Source organism: Prevotella sp. HJM029, from assembly GCF_000599605.1.
Lineage (GTDB): Bacteria > Bacteroidota > Bacteroidia > Bacteroidales > Bacteroidaceae > Prevotella.
On sequence record NZ_KK082668.1, the window covers coordinates 191389 to 214243 of the forward strand.

Annotated in this window: 13 protein-coding genes; 5 read left to right on the plus strand and 8 right to left on the minus strand. The window is 44.7% G+C overall.

All coding sequences use genetic code 11. The features are described 5' to 3' along the window. Positions 1 to 10 precede the first annotated feature (10 nt). Positions 11 to 3364: a SusC/RagA family TonB-linked outer membrane protein gene (locus X919_RS0109570; protein ID WP_028899923.1), complete on the minus strand. Its 3354-nt coding sequence runs from the start codon at positions 3362 to 3364 to the stop codon at positions 11 to 13. Positions 3365 to 4013: 649 nt separating this feature from the next. Here X919_RS0109570 and X919_RS0109575 point away from each other — a divergent pair. Then, positions 4014 to 5186 carry a trans-sulfuration enzyme family protein gene (locus tag X919_RS0109575; protein ID WP_028899924.1) on the plus strand — a complete coding sequence of 391 codons (1173 nt, stop codon included), beginning with the start codon at positions 4014 to 4016 and terminating at the stop codon, positions 5184 to 5186. Then, on the plus strand, positions 5183 to 6361 hold the full coding sequence (locus X919_RS0109580) for a MalY/PatB family protein (RefSeq protein ID WP_028899925.1): 1179 nt from the start codon (positions 5183 to 5185) through the stop codon (positions 6359 to 6361). The genes X919_RS0109575 and X919_RS0109580 overlap by 4 nt, the downstream gene beginning before the upstream one ends. Positions 6362 to 6848: 487 nt before the next feature. Here the strand turns inward: X919_RS0109580 and X919_RS0109590 are convergent, their stop codons facing one another. From X919_RS0109590 to X919_RS0109610, 5 genes are all read right to left on the minus strand, one after another. Next, on the minus strand, positions 6849 to 8690 hold the full coding sequence (locus X919_RS0109590) for an ABC transporter ATP-binding protein (protein ID WP_028899927.1): 1842 nt from the start codon (positions 8688 to 8690) through the stop codon (positions 6849 to 6851). 11 nt (positions 8691 to 8701) lie between these two features. Continuing rightward, positions 8702 to 10042, minus strand: a complete 1341-nt coding sequence (gene miaB / locus X919_RS0109595) for a tRNA (N6-isopentenyl adenosine(37)-C2)-methylthiotransferase MiaB (protein ID WP_028899928.1) — start codon at positions 10040 to 10042, stop codon at positions 8702 to 8704. 36 nt (positions 10043 to 10078) lie between these two features. Continuing rightward, on the minus strand, positions 10079 to 11059 hold the full coding sequence (locus tag X919_RS0109600) for a phosphatase PAP2 family protein (protein ID WP_028899929.1): 981 nt from the start codon (positions 11057 to 11059) through the stop codon (positions 10079 to 10081). Then, positions 11060 to 12055 (minus strand): NAD-dependent epimerase/dehydratase family protein, encoded by a 996-nt coding sequence (locus X919_RS0109605; RefSeq protein WP_028899930.1) that lies wholly within the window; start codon positions 12053 to 12055, stop codon positions 11060 to 11062. A gap of 667 nt (positions 12056 to 12722) precedes the next feature. Beyond that, entirely contained in the window at positions 12723 to 14846 is a 2124-nt protein-coding gene (locus tag X919_RS0109610; protein WP_028899931.1) for an HD family phosphohydrolase, read from the minus strand. Between the two features lie 96 nt (positions 14847 to 14942). Here X919_RS0109610 and gltX point away from each other — a divergent pair, with 96 nt between their 5' ends. Next, positions 14943 to 16460 carry a glutamate--tRNA ligase gene (gene gltX, locus X919_RS0109615; RefSeq protein ID WP_028899932.1) on the plus strand — a complete coding sequence of 506 codons (1518 nt, stop codon included), beginning with the start codon at positions 14943 to 14945 and terminating at the stop codon, positions 16458 to 16460. Between the two features lie 39 nt (positions 16461 to 16499). Beyond that, positions 16500 to 17723, plus strand: a complete 1224-nt coding sequence (locus tag X919_RS0109620) for a 3-deoxy-D-manno-octulosonic acid transferase (RefSeq protein WP_028899933.1) — start codon at positions 16500 to 16502, stop codon at positions 17721 to 17723. Positions 17724 to 17768: 45 nt separating this feature from the next. Here X919_RS0109620 and X919_RS0109625 read toward each other — a convergent pair whose 3' ends face one another. Both X919_RS0109625 and X919_RS0109630 read right to left on the minus strand, forming a co-directional pair. Continuing rightward, positions 17769 to 18842 carry a winged helix DNA-binding domain-containing protein gene (locus X919_RS0109625; RefSeq protein ID WP_028899934.1) on the minus strand — a complete coding sequence of 358 codons (1074 nt, stop codon included), beginning with the start codon at positions 18840 to 18842 and terminating at the stop codon, positions 17769 to 17771. Positions 18843 to 19391: 549 nt separating this feature from the next. Further along, a complete protein-coding gene (locus X919_RS0109630; protein ID WP_028899935.1) occupies positions 19392 to 19916 on the minus strand; it encodes a nitroreductase family protein in 525 nt (174 codons plus the stop codon). A 209-nt stretch (positions 19917 to 20125) separates the two neighbouring features. Between X919_RS0109630 and X919_RS0109635 the strand changes: the two genes are divergently transcribed. Then, positions 20126 to 22846 (plus strand): TonB-dependent receptor, encoded by a 2721-nt coding sequence (locus tag X919_RS0109635; RefSeq protein ID WP_371212589.1) that lies wholly within the window; start codon positions 20126 to 20128, stop codon positions 22844 to 22846. Positions 22847 to 22855: the final 9 nt, after the last annotated feature.

Genomic DNA, 22855 nt, shown 5'->3' on the forward strand with positions numbered 1-22855 from the left:
CTTTATTTTGTTAAAAAGTGATGTTGAGCCCAAAGAGCAAAGTGCGTGGTGCTGGATAGCGACCATAGTCAACTCCGTTGGTAGGTTCGGGCGAAGCACCATCGTAACTGGTGAGATAAAAGAGGTTTTGTCCTGTGACATACACGTTGGCATTGCTCATTTGGAGAGTCCTAATCCATTGCTTAGGCAGACTATAGCTGAGGGTTATCTCGCGCAAAGCCATGTAACTGGCCTTCTCATAGAAGATAGAATTGCCACGCCAGATATTGTGTTTGTCTAATTGGTCTGCGTAAGTAAAGACAGGATACTTTGCATCGGGGTTGTTTTCACTCCACATCTCTTTTACTTTTGTAATGAGATTAAACTGTCCTTGATACTGTCCCATGGAGCGAGCTTTGAGATCATTGTAGATGGTATGGCCTAAAGCATAGTCAAAACGTGCATACAAAGACAGATTCTTATACGTGAGTGTGGTCGACCATCCGCCTGTTACGCTGGGTCGTTCGTTGCCCACTACCTTGCGGTCGAGTGTGTTGATGATGCCATCGCCATTGATATCTTCCCAACAAACATCGCCAGGTTCGATAGCTTTCCAACCAGTTGAGTTCTTGTAAAGCACGCCCGTTTGCGGATTTATCTCGTTAGCGAGGCCTGGTCCATAAAGTTTTGCAACGTTATCAATGCGCTTATTGGCATGCGTACGCACGTCATCCCAGTCGCGGAAGATGTGATCTTGCTGATAACCATAAAGGTCTCCGAGCTTTCCTCCTTCGCGATAGCCGCCAATCCACTTAGTAGGTGTCTTGCCATTTGCATCAACTGGGCCTGCAGCTACTTCCACTCCGTTGAGCTGATTGAATGGACGATCACTCTTAGGTAGCTTGATAATGGTGTTTTTAACTGTTGAAAGGTTGAATGAAAGATCCCAACGGAAGCCGTTTTTCAGGTGCACTGGTGTGGCACGTACCTCCATTTCGAAACCTTGGTTGCGCAACTTTCCCAAGTTTGTTTGTATCGATTGGAAACCCATATATGAAGGAAGGTTCACACTTTGCAGCAGGTTACTGGTGTTACGCACATAGTAGTCGAGGATAAGTGCCAATCGATTTTTGAAGAAACCAAGGTCAAGACCACCTTCGAATGTATGGCTTTGCTCCCATTTCAGTGCGGTATTAACGAGCGAACGGTCGTAGAAGGCCGTGTTTCCATTATAGTTTGTCTGCTGACCATACACACCATAGATGTAGAAGTCGCCTATACCGCTCACGTTTCCGTTGCTACCATAACTGATACGCGGTTTGATATTGCTCACCACCTTTGAGAGTTTAGAGTCCTTCCAGAAGTCTTCTTCCATCACATTCCAGCCCAATGACACACCAGGGAAGAAGCCCCAGCGATGGTCTTTGAGCTTAGAATTGCCGTCATAACGGAAAGTAAACGAGAGCAAATACTTTTGCATGTAGTCGTAATTGAGGCGACCAAAGAGCGATTCTATGCGATTACGTGATTTGTATGAGCCTGGATTATCATCTTTATCAGCACCAGCATTGAGCGTAGGAATATCGTCTGTAGGTGAATTCTTTGTTGAAGCATACAACTGATAGTAGTTATAATCGAAGTATTCGCCGCCCAACATCACATCAACATTATGCTTCTCAGCAAACGTATTGCGATAATTCAAGAAGGCATTGAGCTGCGTTTGCGTATCTTTCATGAGATAACCATACGAACGACGCGTGGTATTTATCTTACCAGGATTGCTTTGTGTGTAGTAAGCCTTATTGAATGTCTCTTGTTGATCTAACGTATGGTAGACTGAAGCATTAGTTGTTAGCGTGAGATGTTTCGGGATAAGTGTTAAATCAAAGCCCAAATTATAGGTCTCTGCGCGGTTACCATTGCTCGTAGTGAGCTTGTCATTCCAATATAAATAGTTACCATCTGAGGAGCTCCAACCAGGTGCTGGGCTACCATCTTCTAAGTAAGGGTTCCACGTTGGACGTTGAGAACGCGTGCGATAGAAAAGCGAAGACCATGAACCGAAATAACTATTGGGTTGCGTATACCAGGTGTATTGTGCACCGGCACGCACCTTTAGCCAAGGTTTTATTTGGTAATCACCCTTCACACTGCCTGTGAAACGCTTGTAAGAAGTGTTGCGAACGACACCATCCTCGTGGTAATAGCCCAACGAAGCCACAAATGATCCCAAGTTATTACCACCCGAAAAGCTCAGGTAATGGTCTTGTGTGGTGGTTTGGTCGTGGAAGATAGCATCTTCTAACAAGCCACTATAGTCTTTAAACATCAGTTGTTTTCCAGGTGCAGTGTTGTAATAGGGGTCATCCATTAGCTGCCATCCTTCCTGTTCTAACATGCGTTTATGGTCAGGATTTGCAGCATCGTAGTATAACACATCGGTGCGTGGTGTGTAATGGCTATAACCATAGCCCGAATAACCATTTTGAGCATCTACATTTGCAGGCGTTCCGTGCCCAGTCATTGATGTTGCATAACGCTTCATCCCTAAGCGATTATAGTAGATATAATCGCGTGCATTCATGAAATCGTAGTCATCGCGGCGGAAGTTCACACCCACTTTCATGCGGTAATTGATGCTCGATGTGCCACGTTTTGCTTGTTTTGTGGTAATCAAAATAACACCTCCGTTGGCCCTTGCACCATAAATGGCAGTCGACGCTGCATCCTTTAGCACCTCCATCGATTCAATATCCGATGGGTTTACCTCTGAAAGTGTGCGCTCCACACCATCAACAATAATCAAAGCGGGGGCATTACCTGTGATAGAAGCGCCACCACGGAGCGTGATTGAAGGTGCTGTTCCCGGCTGTCCCGAACCGTTAAACACCTGCAAGCCCGTCACACTGCCTTGCAATGCACTGCCCGCATTGGCGAAAGCTGCGGCATCTAACACCTTATTATCCATCTTCGAGATGGCCGTTGTCAGCGTGGCGCGCTTCTGTTGTCCGCCATAACCCGTCACAACCACTTCGTTCAGGGCTTGTGATTGTTCTTTCATGTGCACCTTAATCGCTTGTCCATTCCATTTCACTTCTTGTGAATCCATGCCGATGTAGCTCACGATGAGCACACTGCCACGGCTGACATTCTGCAAAGTGAAATGGCCATCAAAGTCGGTTATCACCCGATTGTTGGTGCCTTTTACTTGAACAGTTGCCCCAATAACGGGCTCTCCTTGCTCGTCGGTAATGGTTCCTGTGCACTGATTGCTTTGTTGTGTGTGCTGTGGAGCAGGCACTTGCGTTGCCCATCCCATGGCAGGAGTCACGAGCGATGCGCCTAACCATAGCGCAAAACTGATAGGTTTCTTGTGTAAAGTCATATATATTGTTTATTAAAATGGATGATATTTTAGTAGAAAATAGCATAAATTGCAATCTAATCTGTACCACTTTACTATGGGCCTCCGCATGAATTTCTGAACAGTGTCTCTGATAAAGAAACATGTTTCTCCGCCATTTGTTGCATGGGAAGTAGGATAATGGACCATAGTAGGGTAGTCTTATTCATTCACTTGCGTGGTTTGTCTGTCTAAGTTATGCGGTGTAAATATACAAAGTTTTTTTAAAAGTAGGCTAAAATAAATGAAAAAAGATTGCAGGAACCAGTAAAAAAGGAATTCATTTGCAACGATAAAGATGCCTATCGAGTAGAATAGTTCGCTTCAGAGAGGACTTAAAAAGCCTTTTCTTGTTGTGAAGAACACTTTTAGAATATCATCTTATCGGCGTGCTTGGACACATGAAATACAATAAAGAGATTATTGCACAACTCATTAAAAGTTACTACTTTTGCCAAAGGCTGTTACAACTGAACGAGCGCGACAAAAGATTTGGTTTGTAGGAGATGAAGCGATGTCGACGTAAGGAATGGCCCAAAGTGAGAAAAATAATAACAATAAACGAAAATAAAACATGAACGAAAGTTTAGAAAAGGATGGCCCTAAGGGCAAAAAGAGGGAGCAAGAGGCACTGGGAAAGGCGACTCAAGCGTTGCATTTGGCCTATCCTCGTCGCGATGTTTATGATGCTTTGAGCATGCCTGTATACCATGCTGTGGCCTATGAGTTTGACAATGCTGCGGCCATGACCGAGGCTTTTGCCGGCCGTTCGGGTGCACCTGATTATTCGCGCACGGGCAATCCCACAGTAACCAACTTTGAAAACCGCGTGAAAGCACTGACCAATGCGCATTGTGTGACGGCGTTTAATAGCGGTATGGCTGCTATTAGCAATATTTTCTTGGCACTGACCTCGCAAGGAAAGAACATCGTAACGTCGAAGCATCTCTTTGGAAACACCTACTCATTGCTCACCGAATCGCTCGTTCGTTTTGGCGTAGAAACCCGCTTAGCCGACCTCTCTAACACAGAAGAGACGGCGCAATTAATCGATGAAAACACAGCATGTGTGTTCTTTGAAATCATGACCAATCCCCAAATGGAGATAGTTGACATCGCTGCTCTGGCGCGTTTGGCTCACGAAAAGCATGTGCCTTTGGTGGCCGACACAACGATGATTCCTTTCACTTGCTTCTCTGCTCACGCCTTAGGTGTGGATATAGAAGTGGTTTCGTCGACCAAATATATCAGTGGTGGCGCAACATCTTTGGGCGGACTCATTATTGATTATGGCACGGTGAAGGGCTTTGACCACAAAATTCGCATCGAACAGCTTTATAATTTCGGTGCCTACATGACACCACAAGTGGCCTATCTTCAAACCCTTGGGCTCGAAACGCTCGATGCACGCTATCGGGTTCAGGCCGCAAACGCCTTGGAATTGGCCACTCGATTGCAGCAACTGCCCGCCATTCGCTATGTGAATTATGCCGGACTGCCCCAAAATCCCTACCATCAGCTTGCAAAATGCCAGTTTGGTGCGACATCTGGCGCCATGGTTTGCATTGAATTGGAAAGTCAGGAGGCTTGTTTTCGATTTATCAATCGCTTGAAACTCATTCATCGTGCCACCAATTTGTTTGATAATCGCACGCTGGCCATTCATCCTTATAGCACCATCTTCGTGGCTTTCACACCCAAACAAAAGGCGAAGATGGATGTGCTCGATACCACAGTGCGCCTCAGTATTGGGCTGGAAGATGTGAATGATTTGTTTAACGACATTCAACAAGCCCTCGCATGACCTACGATTTCGACACCTTAATTTCGCGCAAAGGCAGTGGAGACCTCATGCACGAGGCACTGCTCCCGCGTTGGAAGCGTGACGATTTGCTGCCCATGTGGGTGGCAGATATGAACTTTCCCGTCTGTCCGGCTATCATTCAGGCTCTGAAAACGCGCTTAGAACATCCCATTTTGGGTTACACCGTCGAGCCAAAGGACTATTTCCCGGCCATTCACGACTGGGTGTTAAGCCATCATGGTTGGGCTATTCAGCACGAATGGGTGCGCTTCATTCCTGGCATTGTGAAGGGCATCGGCATCATTTGCAACCTGTTTGTGAAGCCCGATGAGAAGGTAATTGTCATGCCTCCCGTCTATCATCCGTTCCATTTAACGCCACAAGGCAACCATCGTGAGGTGGTTTGGAACCCCCTTCGCAAGCGAGAAGATGGCTATTATGACATCGATTTCGATCATCTTGAGCAGGTGTGCGATGACAAATGCCGTGTGCTCTTGCTCTGCAATCCCCATAATCCTGGCGGATTGGTGTGGACAAAAGAAACACTTCAACGCTTGGCCGACTTCTGTTTCGACCACCATTTGTTGGTAGTGAGCGACGAAATCCATGCCGACATGCCCCTTTTTGGCCACCAACACACGCCGTTTGCGTCGGTAAGCGATAAGGCTGCGGCCATCAGTATCACGTTCCAGGCGCCCACAAAAACCTTTAATATTGCGGGCATCGTGTCAGCTTATGCCATCGTTCCCAACGAAAAAATTCGGAAAGTGTTCTTTGATTGGCTCGCAGCCAATGAGCTTGATGAGCCACATCTCTTTGCCCCTATTGCCACGATAGCAGCCTTTCGTGAGGGCGAAGCATGGCGCAAACAGATGATTCACTATGTAGAAAGCAACATTTTGTTTGTGGAAACGTTCTGTAAAGAGCACATGCCAGCCATCAAACCCCTGCGCCCTCAGGCGTCATTCCTTATTTGGTTAGATTGCCATGCACTGCATTTGTCGCACGATGAACTGCTACATCTCTTCATTGATGAGGCCCATTTGGCCCTCAACGACGGCGAGATGTTTGGCCCAGGTGGCGAAGGTTATATGCGATTAAACGTGGGTTGCCCGCGAAAATTAGTGGAGCAAGCGTTGCAACAGCTGTGTGAGGCTGTGCAACACCATGTGTGATTTTCTCCCCATTCATGGCGCATGAACCTCTATTATAAAGGTGTTCATGCGCCATTTCTTGATGAATCATCCTCTAATGGCTAAGGCATCGTGTTGCAAAAAACGCGAGCGACCCCCGTATCTCATCTGTTTTTCATAAAAATGGCTGAGCAACACCCGTATCTCGTATATTTTTTTGAAAAACGGTTGAGCGCCCCCCGTATCTCGATTGTTTTTAGAAAAAATGCTTGAAATCCCCCCGTATCTCGCGCATTTTTGTGAAAAACACACGAGATACCCCTGTATCTTATGCTTTTTTGAGAAAAGTATGCGAGCAAACCCCGTATCTCATGGGTTTTCGGTTGGGCAGAATTCCCCAGCCATTAGTATGGCTTTAGGGGAGCAATGCTTGCAAAAAGCAGCTCTAAAGGGCACGAACAATAAGCGCGAACACGCTGAGAAGTGGGTGTTAGCGCAGTGAAAATTGAGGGCTTAGCGTGGCGATGGGTCAGGCTTGTTGCATGTCGTGGAGCTTTTTGTAGTAGCCATTTTGTGCTAAGAGCACCTCGTGTGTGCCCCGTTCCACGATGTGTCCCTCGTGTAACACACAGATTTCGTCGGCATTTCTGATGGTCGATAGGCGGTGAGCCACCGCCACTGTGGTGCGTGTTTTCATCAAATGCGTGAGTGCATCCTGCACCAATCGCTCGCTTTCGGTGTCTAAAGCCGATGTTGCTTCGTCGAGAATGAGGATTGGAGGGTTCTTTAATATGGCACGTGCAATGCTCACTCGTTGTCGTTGTCCGCCCGAAAGGCGTCCGCCTCTGTCGCCAATATTGGTGTCGAATCCATGCTCTGTCTCCATAATAAAGTCGTAGGCGTTGGCAATTTTAGCTGCCTGTTCGATGTCGTTCTGCGTAGCCTGTTGCGTACCAAATTTAATATTGTTGGCAAAGGTGTCGTTGAAGAGGATGGCTTCTTGGTTCACATTGCCAATTAGTTGCCGCAAATCGTGCACTCCAAGGTCTTTCACATTGATGCCATCAATGAGCACTTCACCCTCTTGCACATCGTAATAACGTGGAATAAGGTCAACCAATGTTGATTTTCCCGAACCACTTTGCCCCACCAAGGCCACCATTTTCCCTTTCGGAATGGTGAGGTTAATATCGCGTAACACCCACCGTTGCTCATATTTAAACGACACATGACGGAACTCTATGGCATGTTCAAAACTGCCAATGTGCACGGGATGTTCTTTCTCTTTAATGCTGATTTCAGCCTTTAATATCTTATCGATGCGCTCCATACTGGCCAATCCCTTGGGAATATTGTAACTGGCTTTCGAAAACTCCTTCAATGGATTGATGATAGAGTAGAGCATCACGAGATAGTAAATGAACTTAGGCCCGGTCAAAGTGTTGTAGTTGAGCACTAAAATTCCTCCCACCCACAGCACGATAATAATCATCACAGTGCCAAGAAATTCGCTCATCGGGTGTGCCAACTGCTGGCGAATGTTCACGCGCATCACCTGCTTTCTGAAGTTAGAATTGATATCATCAAAGCGTTTGTTCATTAAAAGCTCTGCACAAAAAGCCTTGATGATGCGCAAACCGCCGAGTGTTTCTTCCACTTGACTCATGGTGTCGCTCCATAAACTCTGTGCCTCAATGCTCTGTGCTTTGAGCTTTCGTCCCACAAATCCCATGAACCAACCAAAGATGGGCACAAAGATGATGGTGAAGATTGTGAGTTGCCAAGAAGTGATGAGCAAGGCAATGAAATAGCTTATGATGAGTACGGGGTTCTTGAACAGCATGTCTAAGCTCGACATGATGGAGCCTTCAACCTCTTGTACGTCGCCGCTCATGCGTGCAATGATGTCACCTTTCCGCTCTTCGCTAAAGAAACCAAGCGACAATGCGGTGATTTTTTGATAGAGTTGGTTGCGAATATCGCGCACCACACCTGTGCGAATGGGGATGATTGTGGCCGAAGAAAGGAAGTAAGCTGCGGTCTTTAGGAGGGTCATCAATGCTAAAAACAGTCCTATAACTAAGAGTGTGTTGGCTGGACCTGCACTCGCAATGTAGTGCTGAATGTAATAATTGACGTTGTTGGTAAGCATATCTACCATGCTCTCCACACCGTGCACACTGTCCCATGTGATGAGTTTCTCAACCGGGGTGACATCCTTTGTATTGAACAAAATCTGCAAAATGGGAATCAATGTCATAAACGAGAAGATATTCAACACCGCCGAAAGGATGTTGAAAAACACGCTCCACGCCAAATACTTCTTATAAGGTGGCACAAAACGGCGCAACACTTGTAGAAACTCCCTCATCGTTTTTCCTCCTATTCTTCGTCAATGACTTCGCCAAAGAGTGTAGCACTGGTTGATCCAGTGATGCGCACTTTGATGAATTCTCCAATATGGTGCTTGCCTTTGTTGATGATAACGGCTTTGTTTTGCTCGGTTCTTCCCATGAGTTGGTTGCGGTCGCGCTTACCAAAACGCTCTGTTAGAATGACAAACTCCTTACCTTCATCCTTTTTATTTTGGGCTGCACTGATTTCGTTTTGCAGCTGAATGAGCTGGTTTAGGCGTGCAATCTTCACCTCTTCGGGCACATTATCGGGCAGGTGTTTTGCAGCATACGTTCCAGGACGCTCGCTATATTTAAACATAAAGGCACTATCAAAAGCCACCGTTTTCATCAAGTCGAGTGTCTGTTGCAGGTCATCTTCTGTCTCATTATGATAGCCTACGAAGATATCTGTGGTCAATCCACAATCGGGAATGATGCGCTTAATGGCAGCTACCTTCTCAAGATAATTCTCACGTGTGTACTTCCTATTCATTAGTTTCAGCACGTCGTTGCTGCCACTCTGTGCCGGAAAATGGATGTGTTTGCACAGATTGGGCTCCTCGGCCACCGCATAAAGTATATCTTCGGTCATATCTTCCGGGTTCGAAGTCGTGAAACGCACACGCATATGGGGGACGCTTTGCGCCACCTTGCGCAGCAAATCGGCAAACGAAATGCCTTCCTTTGGGCGTTTCCCATTTGGCAAAAGTCCATAGGAGTTCACGTTTTGTCCCAATAAAGTCACCTCTTTAAAGCCCTTTTGTGCTAAGTCCTTCACTTCGTTAAGAATGCTCTCTACATCCCGACTACGTTCTCTTCCGCGTGTATAAGGCACAATACAATAGTGACAAAAGTTATTACAGCCACGCATGATACTCACAAATCCGCTCACCTTGTTGCCGCCAATACGTTGTGGAAGCACGTCACGATAGGTCTCAGTGGTAGAGAGTTCGGTGTCCATAGCGGCATGACCTAACTCGCATTCTGCTATCATTTCGGGTAGATTTAAATAAGCATCAGGACCACAAACTAAATTGCAATGATGATTTTGAATGAGGTCGTCTTTCACGCGTTCGGCCATACAACCCAACACACCGAGAATAAGTTTGCGTCCTTTTTTCTGCTCAGCGTGCAGCGTATCTAAACGATTAAATATTTTGTTCTCAGCATTTTCGCGTACGCTACACGTATTTAAAAAGATGGCATCAGCCTCGTTTTCATCTTCACAAAGGTCGTATCCAGCCATCTTCATTACAGAAGCCACCACCTCACTATCAGCAACATTCATCTGACAGCCATAGGTTTCAATATATAATTTTTTCTCCATTGTTTTTGAATTGATATCACTTCATCCACCAACGAATCAGCGTTGTGGATAAAGCCATTTGAAAATAAAATAAAAAGCGACGCCAGTTATTAAGCCTGCAATGACGTCAATGGCATAATGTGCTTGTATATAAACCGTAGCCATGCATAAGAATACATAGAAAGGCAGCAAGATAAAGAGCAGCATTTTGTTCTTGGTGCGCCAAGCAAGGAGCATGCAAATGGTGGCAATCCCTACATGACTACTTGGAAAAGCAGCTGTAGGTCGTTCACCAGCAGCCTTAGCATCCTCTACTAAATCATAGAAAAAGCCATGTGTATAGCCTGGACTTGGCAAGCATTCCTGATGCAAATTGAAATAATCGTGCACATTGGGGAACACACCTTGCGCGGCATTGTGCAAACCTATTGCCTTATAATAGAACGTTGGCCCCACAACGGGTACCAAATCGAAGATGACATAATAGGTGAAAAAGGAGGCTAAAATGACAAAAGCCGTGCGCTGAAATTCATCATAACGCCTAAAGAAATAGAACAAAATGATGGTTACAATCATCGGGAAATAGGCCACGTAACCACAATCCATTAGCTCACTAATGATGGGCGATGAGCATGTGTGAGCAAACACTAAAGCAGGTTGGAATCCAAAGAGTTGTTGCTCCCAGGTGGCAAACACATGATCGAGATTGGGGAACAAACGGTTTAGCTCAAAGGTGTCAGGATACCACCAAGCCAACAATGCCATCTGTGCCCCTACACGTATGAACAGCGTGAGCTTACAAGGTAGTAGGCGATAGACAATCCATAGGGCTATAATCATAGATCCTACTCGTATGCGTCCCCAAATCATGGCTTCAGGGTTGGCCATTTTGGTAGAAGTGAATAGCACAATGGCAGCTGTAAAGAGGATATAAGCCAGCACTACCCATTCAAAAGGCAATAAACCTTTATACTCGGGTGTCCAACCTTTTCCTTGCCAAGGTAGTGAAACGCTCTTATGCTTTTGTTTTTTTGCCATTTATAACCAGTGATGCTGTTGATACCATGCAATGGTTTCTTGCGTACCTTGTTGCAAATTATATTGCGGATGGTAGCCTAATTCGTCAACAGCGGGTTCAATATTACAACGCCAGTTGCGTTGTTTTAGAATGTGATATTTATCGTTGTTCAATGCCGTAATACATCCGGTGAGACGACCATAAATTTCACCTACACGCGTGATCAACCGCAATACCCATAGCGGAGCCACCACTCTGAGGCACCAAGGACGGCCTAAATATTGGCGAATGAGATGGCTAAAATCGGCTGATTGGTAAACATTCCCATCCGAGAGGAAATATTTTCGGCCATCTTTTCCACGGTCTAAAGCCAGGAACACAGCTTGTACCACATCTAAAACATAGACAAAGGTGATGTCTTGACGACGAAAACCAGCAGCAAAGTCCACGTGGTTTTTGATGCTTTGTGCCATCAAAAAATAATCCTTCTCGCGTGGACCATAGACACCTGTAGGACGCAATATGATATAAGGGAAGTCGTTCCCCACACTATCCAAGAATTCTTCGGCCTTCAACTTGCTTTTTCCATACACGGTGTTGGGTTGTGGATGGTCTGTTTCCTCAATCTCTTGATAAGGTTGTTGCTCCTTAATGGCACCGAAAACACTTAGACTACTTAGGAAAATAAATCGTTTAATTGGCATCCTAAGTGCTAAAATAGCTTGCACAAGATGGCGTGTCCCATCGGTGTTTACCCGATAGAAGTCGTCATGGTGCAAGCTTTTCGTGAGGCCTGCAGCATGTACAATGTAATCGAAGGTGTGGGGGACAAGTTGTTGCTCGAGTGCTTCTTGCGAAGAGAAATCAAGCGTTATAAAGTGAATGCGCGCATCGGTGAGATAGGCTTTTGAACTACTTTTACGCACAGCTGCCCATACTTCCATGCCACGTTTCAGTGCCTCTTCCACAATAAAGCTGCCAATGAAACCACTGGCACCCGTGATTAATATTTTCATCAAATAGCTATTTGTGGGCGCAAAATTAATGTATTTTCCATGAATGGCAAAGACTTTCAGATGAAAAGTGGTTGAAAGAAGGGGGTAGTGCCGTGTGCTGCCAGCGTGTATGCGACTCCTTTTTGCAGCAACATTTCAAAAGTGGCTTGTTACCCCATAAATATGCTTGTTGAATACATCGTTGGGGGCAGTTTGAAGAATGGGTCTATACGATTTCTATTTTGTCAATATAAAGTGTAGAAAAACATGTCTTTTAAAAGCGAGGAAATAGATAAATCTAATGACCGAAACAGAGTTCTGCATCCTTTCTATGGGAGTAGTTTTGTGTAAACCGATTACTTTGAGAAGCAAAATGGGCTATTTTTACGAGTAAAGTCCATCACATTTGTAGCTGATGAGATAAGAAAAAGTTAGAAAATGAGCTGCAAAAGTGCTGTGTTTTTGATGTTTTTGATGATGATGATGTGGCGTTCTCTTTGTAACAAGGTGAGGTGTAGCTAATTATAAAATGTGCCCAATTTTTCTTATTTCTATGAAATGTATTTCAAAATTAAAATAAGAAAGCTACACAACCTCTTTTGTTAAGATAAATGGTCATTATAAAAAGGTGCACAAAAGGCATATGAAAAATCCTCTTGTGCACCTTTTTTGTCGGATATAGCATTATCTACGCGCCCTCTACAGCTTTCGTTTCTGCAGGCGATAAAGGTGCTTCTTTCTTTTTTTCTTCATCTTGAGCACGCTTGCTTAGCTCTGGATATTGTATGCGGGTGTGATAAATTGCCATCAAACGGAACACGATAATCTTTTTAGCTAAACTAATATCGCGGAACGTTATGGGACATTCGGCGAAGAAACCCTCAGCCACTTGGCCATCAATAATTTTGTTTACCAAGCCACTAATGCTCTCTTCGGTATAATCATTCAGTGAGCGTGAGGCGGCTTCTGTAGCATCAGACATCATCAAAATGGCTTGTTCACGTGTGAATGGGTTAGGACCTGGATAGGTGAACTTTTCTATATCAACGTCCTCATCGGGATGCTCATTCTTATACTTAATGTAGAAATATTTGGCAACACCCCGTCCATGATGGGTCAAAATGAACTCTTTGATGATGGCAGGGAGATTATTCTCTTCGGCTAATTTCACTCCATCGGTCACGTGACTGATAATAATCTGTGCGCTTTGTTCATAACTCATGTTGTCATGGGGGTTTATTCCAGCTTGATTTTCGGTGAAGAATACGGGGTTTTTCATCTTCCCAATATCGTGGAAGAGTGCTCCTGTACGCACTAATAGGCTATTCGCACCAATGCGATTGGCAATTTCTGCAGCAATATTTCCTACGGTGATAGAGTGCTGAAACGTGCCAGGAGCAATCTCACTTAAGTCACGTAGCACACCTTTATTGGTGTTTGATAGTTCAATCAGTGTGACATTTGAAACGAAACCAAATGTCTTTTCAATGAGATACATCAGAGGATAAGCTAACAGCAGCAACACACCATTGGCGATAAAGATAGTGTACATATCAAAATCCATCTTCATAATGTCGTTACTTTGCATGAGCTGGATGGCAAAGAAAATCACGATATTGCCCGAAGTAACCCATAAAGCGGTCTTAAAAAGTTGTGAACGGCTTGAAAGTTCGCGCAATGAATAGATGGCAATGAGTCCCGATAGCAACTGAATAACAATAAATTCGTATTGGTATCTTACCGCAACTGCACAGGCTAACACCATGACAACGTGGGTGAGAAAGGCCGTCCGCGAATCCATAAACACACGTGCAAAGATAGCAACCACCGCAAAAGGTAGTATATAGACGTTGAATATGCTGTGTGTAATCATTAAAGAAACCGCAATAGGGAACACCGTGATACTGGCATAAAGCATAGCGATGTTGCGCGATTTCAGTAGGTAATCCTTGCGGAATAGATTCAAATAGCTTGTAAAAATAGCAACAAGCAAGGTGATATAAAGGACTTGTCCAATTAACGTGTCGGTGATTTCGGTCTTGGATGCACTGAGTCTTTGCAACTCTTTATCAAAAGAATTGAGCACTCTAAAGGTGTATTCATCAACAATATCTCCTCGATCTATAATCTTTTGTCCGCTCATCACCATGCCACTGGCTAACGGAATACTGCTTAATAAATCGCTCTTCTCGGCCTCACTTCGTTGTCGATCGTAGACCACATTGGGCGCAATGTAATTAATTAAGTTGTGGCGTTGCAAAATATTTCGATAGGGGCTAAGTGCAGGATCACCTAATAAAGTCTCGTAAGCCGTGAGGGTTGAATAGAGACAATTCACTTGAACGCTCCTGGCTTCTTTGCCACTGATGAGACGAACCATGCGCATAGAGTCCTTGGCAATGCGGTTATACTCAGGTGTTCCGATAATACCTGCACTATATAGTCTGTGTAACCGGTCGGTAATCACGTGCACTACCGAAGCTGGAAGGATATTGGAAGGCTGGCTAAAGGCTTGGCGGAAAAGTTTGATTTGTTGCTGCTCCTGCGCCTTATTATAATTGTAATAAGGTTGGAAAGCCGTTAGAATAGAGTCTTGTTCGGCTTTAATACTTTCGTCAGATTTGTAAATAGGGAAGTCGAAATTGGCAATTAATGAACTGTACATCCAAGGCTTTCCTATGTCATAGCGAAAGAATGTTTGCTGATGTCGGGGCATAAACCATACAATGACGAGCACCGTTACGAAGACAAGCGCAGATTGTGCTACAATCTTTCGCCATTGAATATTTTGATATTTATTGAATATATCCATGTTGTTGCTTTTATATTTGGCTTTGCGAAAATACTAAAAAATCACACAATACTGAAAAAAAAATATTAATTTTGCGCAAAATAATCATTTAAAGAAATGTCCGAAAGAAAAGTAAGGGTGCGCTTTGCCCCCAGTCCCACGGGTGCTTTGCACATCGGTGGCGTACGTACAGCCCTCTATAATTATCTGTTTGCCCGTCAACATGGTGGTAAACTTATCTTTAGAATAGAAGATACCGACTCACAACGCTTTGTTCCTGGTGCGGAGGAATATATTATAGAATCATTTCGTTGGCTGGGTATTCAGTTTGATGAAGGGGTTAGTTTTGGTGGAAAACATGGTCCTTACCGGCAGAGTGAGCGCCGAGAAATCTATAAAAAATATGTTGATCAGCTACTCAAATCAGGGAAAGCTTATCTTGCTTTCGATACACCTGAGGAGTTAGAAGTGAAGCGAAATGAAATAAAGAACTTTCAATATGATGCCCACACCCGACTGATGATGCGCAATTCGCTGACACTTTCTGAAGAAGAAGTGAAGCAACTTCTTGCTGATGGGGTGCAATATACCGTTCGATTTAAAGTAGAACCCAATATTGATGTGCATGTTCACGATTTAATTCGCGGCGAGGTAATCGTAAAAAGTGATGTTCTTGATGATAAAGTCTTGTACAAAAGTGCCGACGAATTGCCCACCTATCACTTGGCAAACATCGTGGATGACCACTTAATGGAGATTACACATGTCATCAGGGGCGAGGAATGGCTGCCCAGTGCACCGCTACATGTGTTGCTTTATCAAGCGTTTGGCTGGGAAGACACGATGCCATCGTTCGCCCATCTGCCCTTGTTACTGAAGCCTGAAGGTAAGGGTAAGCTCAGTAAACGTGATGGAGACCGACTCGGTTTCCCTGTGTTTCCTTTAGAATGGCATGATCCTAAGACGGGAGAAGTGTCGTCAGGCTATCGCGAAAGCGGCTATTTCCCTGAGGCTGTCGTGAATTTTTTAGCCCTATTGGGGTGGAATCCCGGTACCGAACAAGAACTCTTCACGTTAGAAGAGTTGGTGAAGGCCTTTGATATCAGCAAGTGTTCCTTGCATGGAGCGAAGTTCGATTACCAAAAAGGGATATGGTTTAACCATGAATATATTTTGAAAAAAAGCGACGAAGAGATTGCAACTCTCTTTGCTCCTATTGTAGCTAATAACGGAGTAGATGAGACAATGGAGCGCATTCAGCAAGTGGTTCACCTGATGAAAGACCGCGTTAATTTCGTAAAAGAGTTATGGGATTTATGCACTTTCTTCTTCATCGCGCCCGCTTCCTATGATGAAAAGACTGTTAAAAAGCGCTGGAAAGAATACTCTGCACAGCAAATGGCTGAGCTTTCTGATGTACTTTCGGGCATAACCAACTTCACTGTTGAGGGACAAGAGCCTATAGTTATGCACTGGGTAGAGGAAAAAGGCTACAAATTGGGCGACGTAATGAATGCATTCCGCCTCGCATTAGTAGGTAAAGGCATTGGTCCTGGTATGTTTGATATATCGGCTTTCTTAGGAAAAGAAGAAACTTTGCGTCGTATTCAACGTGCAGTTGAGATTTTAAAATAAAGAGATAGGAGTAGGAAGTAGGTTTAAACAACAATTCTTGTGTATCAAATTGTTATCTATCTTTACTTGTTTGGTGTGGCTATTGCAAGCCGCTTCAGTAAGAAAGTAAAGAAAATGTGGGATGGAGAGCGACAGGCTGTGGCGCTTTTAAAAGAGAAAGTCGACCCACAAGCACGCTATATTTGGTTTCATGCTGCCTCATTAGGTGAGTTCGAACAGGGTAGACCATTGATGGAAAGCATACGGAAATTCCACCCCGAATATAAAATTCTACTTACCTTCTTTTCGCCTTCAGGCTATGAAGTGCGTAAAAACTATGCGGGAGCTGACATCATTTGCTATCTACCTCTTGATACTATTCGCAACGCACAACGCTTTTTACGTACAGTAAGACCCGTGATGGCGTTCTTCATCAAATATGAATTTTGGTATAACTATCTTCATATTTTGCAGCATCGTCATATTCCTACTTATAGCGTGAGTAGCATTTTCCGTCCCGACCAAGTGTTTTTTAAATGGTATGGTGCGCAATATGCCAAGGTGTTGAAATGCTTTACACACTTCTTTGTGCAAAATAAAGAGAGCAAGGCTTTATTGAAAACGCTCGGTATCACAGCCGTTGACGTGGTGGGGGATACGCGTTTCGATCGTGTGTTACAAATTAAAGCGGCTGCAAAACAGCTTCCCATCGTCGAACGTTTCGTCGGTTCAGCATCCCAAGTATTCGTTGCCGGGTCATCATGGCCACCCGATGAGGCTATCTTTTTGAAGTATTTTGAACAACATCCCGATTGGAAACTCATCATCGCACCGCATGTTATAGGCGAAGATCACCTCGCATCCATCGAAGCCTTGCTGCCACATTGCAAGGTAGTACGCTACACACAAGCCAATGAAGCAAACGTGTTGGATGCCGAAGTGCTGCTGATTGATTGTTTTGGTCTATTGTCATCCATCTATCATTACGCCACAGTTTCGTATGTTGGAGGTGGTTTTGGTGTGGGTATCCACAATGTTTTAGAAGCTGCTGTGTGGGGTATCCCTGTTATCTTTGGTCCTAACAACCAACATTTCCAGGAGGCACAAGAGTTGAAACAAGCAAAAGGAGGCTTCGAAATCACCAGTGAAGCATCTTTTGATGCCTTACTATCGCAATTCGAAACCGATGCCGATTACTTGCGTCAAGCAGGGGATGCGGCTGGAAGATATGTGGAAAGCAAGGTCGGAGCCGTAGAAAATATCTTAAGTAAAATTATTTTTTAGTGCTTCTAATAGCTGTGGAGTGAGCTCAAATCGCTCCCCAACTATCTACAACATCGCATCTTTACCCGTTCCAAGGCGTAAAGAAAACTCCTCAATAGCTCGTGAAAGTATGGGCTCTTTAGGCTGTTTCATGTCCTCAAACATTGTGTATAAGGGTATTGGCATCTTCTTGTTTTTTAGTTTCCATGTGCCAATCGCTTTGCCATTGACGAGGACTAATGGAAAGAATAGGCCATTTTTAGTGAAAGCTTTAGGCATATCTTTCGCGCGAAATACATCCTTTCGCACGTTATAAGCAATGATATATTCATCATAAGCAGGTAGAAAGATGACGCTTTCCACCCGCTTTCCTCTTGTAATGGCTTGCTCAAAAAAGAAGTAATCCTCGTCTCCATGCACCACCTTTTGCAACTCATGACCAATCAAAGCGAGCGCTTCTCTCGCCTCAGTGATCGTTAACCCCGACCACCAAAGAAAATCTTTAAAGCATGCAGGACCATGGCTTTGAAAATACTTTCGTGCCAATAGAGCTAACGTTTCCTCGTGTGTTGGCACAGGATAAGGTGGCACCCACTCATCCATGAGCGTATAAGTGTGCTTCCCTTGCAGTTGTTTTCCACTGCAAACAATACCTTCAAGCTCTGCATTCAAGAGCAAACTGGTCATAAAATGCGGATGAGATTTACCCAACTTTTGCGTGAACAGCTCCGATAGTCGCTGACGAGTTAGATGCTGATGACATAAGAAATCGGCAAGCATATCGAGATGCTTTGCCCATTCATGTCCTTCTGATAATAGTCCAGAACCCTTCTCATAAGTATCATAAGTGTTTTTCAATCTACGATAAGAAAGCTGCAACATCCATCTAACATCCTGTGAAGTTACAAGATGCCATGTAGGCCGAAGCACGTGTGTACGTATGATTTTTGCTTGATCAATGGCTTCGTTAATGCACCCAATTGCCCCATTTTGCAGGCGCAAGGCAAGTGCAAGTTTTGCCATTTCAGGCTGTTGTGCCTGGATAGCTCCCATCCATGCAACTAAATCTTCTGGAGATTTGAATTGTGAATTCACTAATTGCTGGTTGTGAAGTCTTATGGGTAAGATATCGAATGCCATGGTCTCGTTTTGCATACTCCTCACTATTGAATGTTACAAATATAGCGAAAAGGATGTGAATAAGCAAATCTACTTCTTCATTTTCATCGCTATAGCCCAAAGGATAATCCTCCATTGCAAAGCGTTATCTCCACACTTATCGCACAATGATGAGGATAGCATCGAACAAGATACGCCAAATTGTTTGGTAATCTCTATTGAATTACAGCACAAAGTGGGCTTCTTTGTGCTACAATCTATACGATATTGTTTGACAACCTCCATCAACTTTCCTCAGTCTATCAACCGAGTGGTAGGATAATGGGAGAGAGGTAGGGAGGACATTCGGCTCGCGTTTCATTTTTAATCGTCTCACGTTGGCGAATGTAATGCGTCTATGTGGATTACAATGCGCGTATGGAATGAAGCCAGTATGAGTTCTGCCTGTTTGTCTTCGATTTAAAAATGGTCTAAGAGTGATGAGGGCTTGCAGCCTTCTACACCCAGCATGGCATCAAAAAGGGAAAAGCATGAGTAACTTTCCCCTTCTGAAAATTGCGATGAAATGGGCTATTTAATGATACGATAATAATCGGCTTTACGAGGTTTGATGGTCTTGGGATAAGACGAAGGATAGCCCAATGCCAATGCACCAATGCCTATGAGTCCTTCAGGAAGTCCCCAATCGCGCATCAGTTGCTGTCCTTCTGCAGTTTCAAACATTTTCTCTTCCCGATTAATCCAGCAGCTACCTAAGCCCAAACTATGGGCTGCTAACATCATGTTGCCTAACACCAAACTGCCATCTTTCACGTTGTTGGGCCACTCTTGAGGTGCAAAAACCAGCACAATGGTGGGCGCTCCATAATAAGGATCGCTACTCACTCCCATCAGCTTTGCATTCTCTTTACGTAGCCATTCCAACTGTTTTGCGTTTTGAACTGCCACAATATAGGGGCTTTGTAATCCTTTTCCAGTGGGTGCCCACGTGCCCGACTCTAATACTGTTTGCAGTTCTTCGTTTGTAATTTGTTCAGCTTTAAAACTACGAATGCTGCGCCGCTCGCGCAAAGCTTTTAATACTTCGTTGTCCATCTTCTATCTTCTTTATGTTAGTTCTGGACAAAGATAGTCAAAAAAGGCATAAATACCTATTTGTAGGTATTGCGGTTTTTCATCTGTTCTCATATCTTTGCATTGTTTAAAATGAATTTGTATTTAGGATTTTTCGAAAATAGTTTATGCAAAATATGAAACAGCGATTTTCCCTGTTCGTTATTCTCTTTGTCGTTTTTAGCGTTCTCATGAACCGCGTACAAGCACAAACGGCAAGCAATGCGTTCACTATTCGTGTGACGGTTCTTGAGAAAGGAACGAACGAATCGGTCATGATGGCCAGTTGTTATCTGCACCCTTTGGAGGCCTACACCGTGACCAATATCGATGGAAAGGCCACTTTCAGCAAAATTCCTAACGGGCGTTATACCTTAGAAGTGCGCTATGTGGGGTATGAAAAATATCAGATGGTTGTGGATGTCACGCGTGATTTAGATTTTAAAATCAGCATCACACCCACCTCTTTAGCATTGAAAGAGGTGGTAGTGACGGCACAACAAAAGGCATCGGGTGCTTCAACAACGAGCATTATCGGCCGACAAGCCATTGATCACCTGCAGGCTTCATCGTTAGGAGACATCATGCAGCTGCTTCCCGGCAAGCAAATGGGGAACTTAGACCTTACACAACAGAGCAACCTTCAGCTCAGAACGTTGGTCAATAACAACACCAGTGCGTTTGGTTCAAGCATCGTTGTTGACGGAATGCCCCTTTCAAACAATGCCACAATGACGGCCGGAGGCTTCTCAAGCGCGGCTTTTGTGGGCACCGATTTGCGTCAGATTAGCGCCGACAACATCGACAATGTGGAAGTGGTCCGTGGCATTCCTTCTGCCGAATATGGCGACTTAACAAGCGGTTTGGTGATTGTTCACTCTAAAGTGGGACTCACTCCTTGGCAGTTTAGAGCGAAAGTAAATCCCGCTTTACAGAACTATTCGTTGGGCAAAGGGTTCCGTTTGGCGCAGGCAGGCATCATGAATTTCAATTTCGATTATGCCAAAGCGTGGGGCGATCCGCGCATGAAGACGCGTTCTTATGGTCGTTATACGTTCAATGTGGGGCATGGCTATAACCTCTCGAAGCAATGGCATATCGACACCAAACTGCGTTTGTTCTATGCCAATGATTGGAGTGGAAAGGACCCAGATGCTATTAATGACGGCACAGAAAACAACAATAAGAATTACAGTTTCAACCTCACCCACAACGGACGCATTAGCATGAACCGCCCTTTGATGCGCACATTATCCTACACATTAGGTGGAAGTTTCTCGCAAGTGAATAGTAAAAACACCCGAATTGTCCCCGTTTCATCGGGACTTTTACCCATTCTTACGGCCGAAGAGACGGGCTATCACGCCGTGCCTTGGACGACTTCGAGCTATTTGGCCACAGGAAATACCCGGAGTAGTCCGGCCAATTTCTTTGCAAAGTTAAACGATAGCTTCTTCTTCAATGCTGGAAAAACGAACCAAAGCTTTAAGATGGGTGTTGATTATCGGGTGAGTTGGAATAGTGGACGAGGCTATTATAACGAGAATGATGAACGCCCTTATACCCCCAACAGCGATGGTCGGCCACGTGCTTTCTCGTCCTATCCGGCGTTGCATCAGCTTTCTTTCTATGCCGAGGACAACCTTACGTGGCACGTTACGAAACAGCATTTCATCCGTGCCAATGTGGGTTTGCGTTTCACGACGCAGCAACCCTTTGCCCAGGTGTCTACAACCGCACTCTCACCTCGGCTCAATCTCATGTATAGAGCGGCAAAATGGATAGATCTTCGCGGTGGAATCGGCCTCAATAGCAAGACGCCAAGTTTAGACTATCTCTATCCTTCGCCCAAATATGAGGACCATGTTGCAGCGAATTATATGCCCGTTGGCGACCCCGCTGCGCAGCTATTGCTCTACCACACGCAGGTTTATCAGGTGCCTTATAGCAAGGGAATGAAGAATGCTACGACAACAAAGGTGGAGTTAGGCCTTGACCTTCGTTTGCCAGGTAACCGCAAATTGAGCCTCTTAGCCTATCAAGACCGGACGCCAAATGGTTTTAGTCCGCTCTTCAACTACATCACCTATTATAGCAATGTCTACACCCCCACACAAGGATTGGTGCTCACACCGGGGGCAGCCACGAAGGTAAATTTCAACAATCCCGCACACCGTGACCTGCGATTTATGACAACAGGCGAGATTGGTAATGAGAATGTAACGGTGAACAAAGGCATAGAATTCGATTTTGATTTAGGTGTTATCAACCCCATCAACACGACTATCTATTTCAATGGGGCTTATGCTGAAATGGAAACATGGCAGAAGGGGCGCACATACAGTAGTGTTTCTCCGTCTCTTTTGCCTGCTACTTATTCTGCCTATGGGCTGACTCCTTTCAAAATGGTTTATCCTTCGGACTGCAATCGCAACATTTATCGCCAATTTATCAATACGCTACGCATGGTAACCCATATTCCACGCCTGCGCATGGTGGCTTCGTTCACGGGACAAGTGATTTGGTATAATTATAGTTTTAACAAGGTGAGCACCACTAATCCCATCGGCTATCTCACGCCCGACCTCAACTATCACCCCATTACCCCCGACATGATGCGAGGCTTTTTAGACTTAGATGGCCATTATTATGCTGCTGCTCCGTCCGGTCACTATGTGCGTTTAAGCGATGTTGTGGTGCGTGCCAGTGATGCAGTGCCCTCGAAAACGCCCATCACCTGGAACCTTTCCGCACGCTTAACCAAAGAGTTGGGCAATATTGGCGGCTTGAGTTTATATGTAAACAACGCCCTCTTCTATGAACCCTACCTGCACAATAGCACCACAACCACGCTTTCTCAGCGCAATGTGGGCAGCTTTGGTTATGGCGTTGAGCTTTATTTTAATTTATAATGGACAACA

Excerpts from the sequence above, each read along its gene's own strand:
- X919_RS0109580 (WP_028899925.1), top strand. The coding sequence starts at position 5,183 with ATGACCTACGATTTCGACACCTTAATTTCGCGCAAAGGCAGTGGAGAC.
- miaB (WP_028899928.1), bottom strand. The coding sequence starts at position 10,042 with ATGGAGAAAAAATTATATATTGAAACCTATGGCTGTCAGATGAATGTT.
- X919_RS0109590 (WP_028899927.1), bottom strand. The coding sequence starts at position 8,690 with ATGAGGGAGTTTCTACAAGTGTTGCGCCGTTTTGTGCCACCTTATAAG.
- X919_RS0109610 (WP_028899931.1), bottom strand. The coding sequence starts at position 14,846 with ATGGATATATTCAATAAATATCAAAATATTCAATGGCGAAAGATTGTA.
- X919_RS0109625 (WP_028899934.1), bottom strand. The coding sequence starts at position 18,842 with ATGGCATTCGATATCTTACCCATAAGACTTCACAACCAGCAATTAGTG.
- gltX (WP_028899932.1), top strand. The coding sequence starts at position 14,943 with ATGTCCGAAAGAAAAGTAAGGGTGCGCTTTGCCCCCAGTCCCACGGGT.
- X919_RS0109630 (WP_028899935.1), bottom strand. The coding sequence starts at position 19,916 with ATGGACAACGAAGTATTAAAAGCTTTGCGCGAGCGGCGCAGCATTCGT.
- X919_RS0109600 (WP_028899929.1), bottom strand. The coding sequence starts at position 11,059 with ATGGCAAAAAAACAAAAGCATAAGAGCGTTTCACTACCTTGGCAAGGA.
- X919_RS0109635 (WP_371212589.1), top strand. The coding sequence starts at position 20,126 with ATGAACCGCGTACAAGCACAAACGGCAAGCAATGCGTTCACTATTCGT.
- X919_RS0109605 (WP_028899930.1), bottom strand. The coding sequence starts at position 12,055 with ATGAAAATATTAATCACGGGTGCCAGTGGTTTCATTGGCAGCTTTATT.
- X919_RS0109570 (WP_028899923.1), bottom strand. The coding sequence starts at position 3,364 with ATGACTTTACACAAGAAACCTATCAGTTTTGCGCTATGGTTAGGCGCA.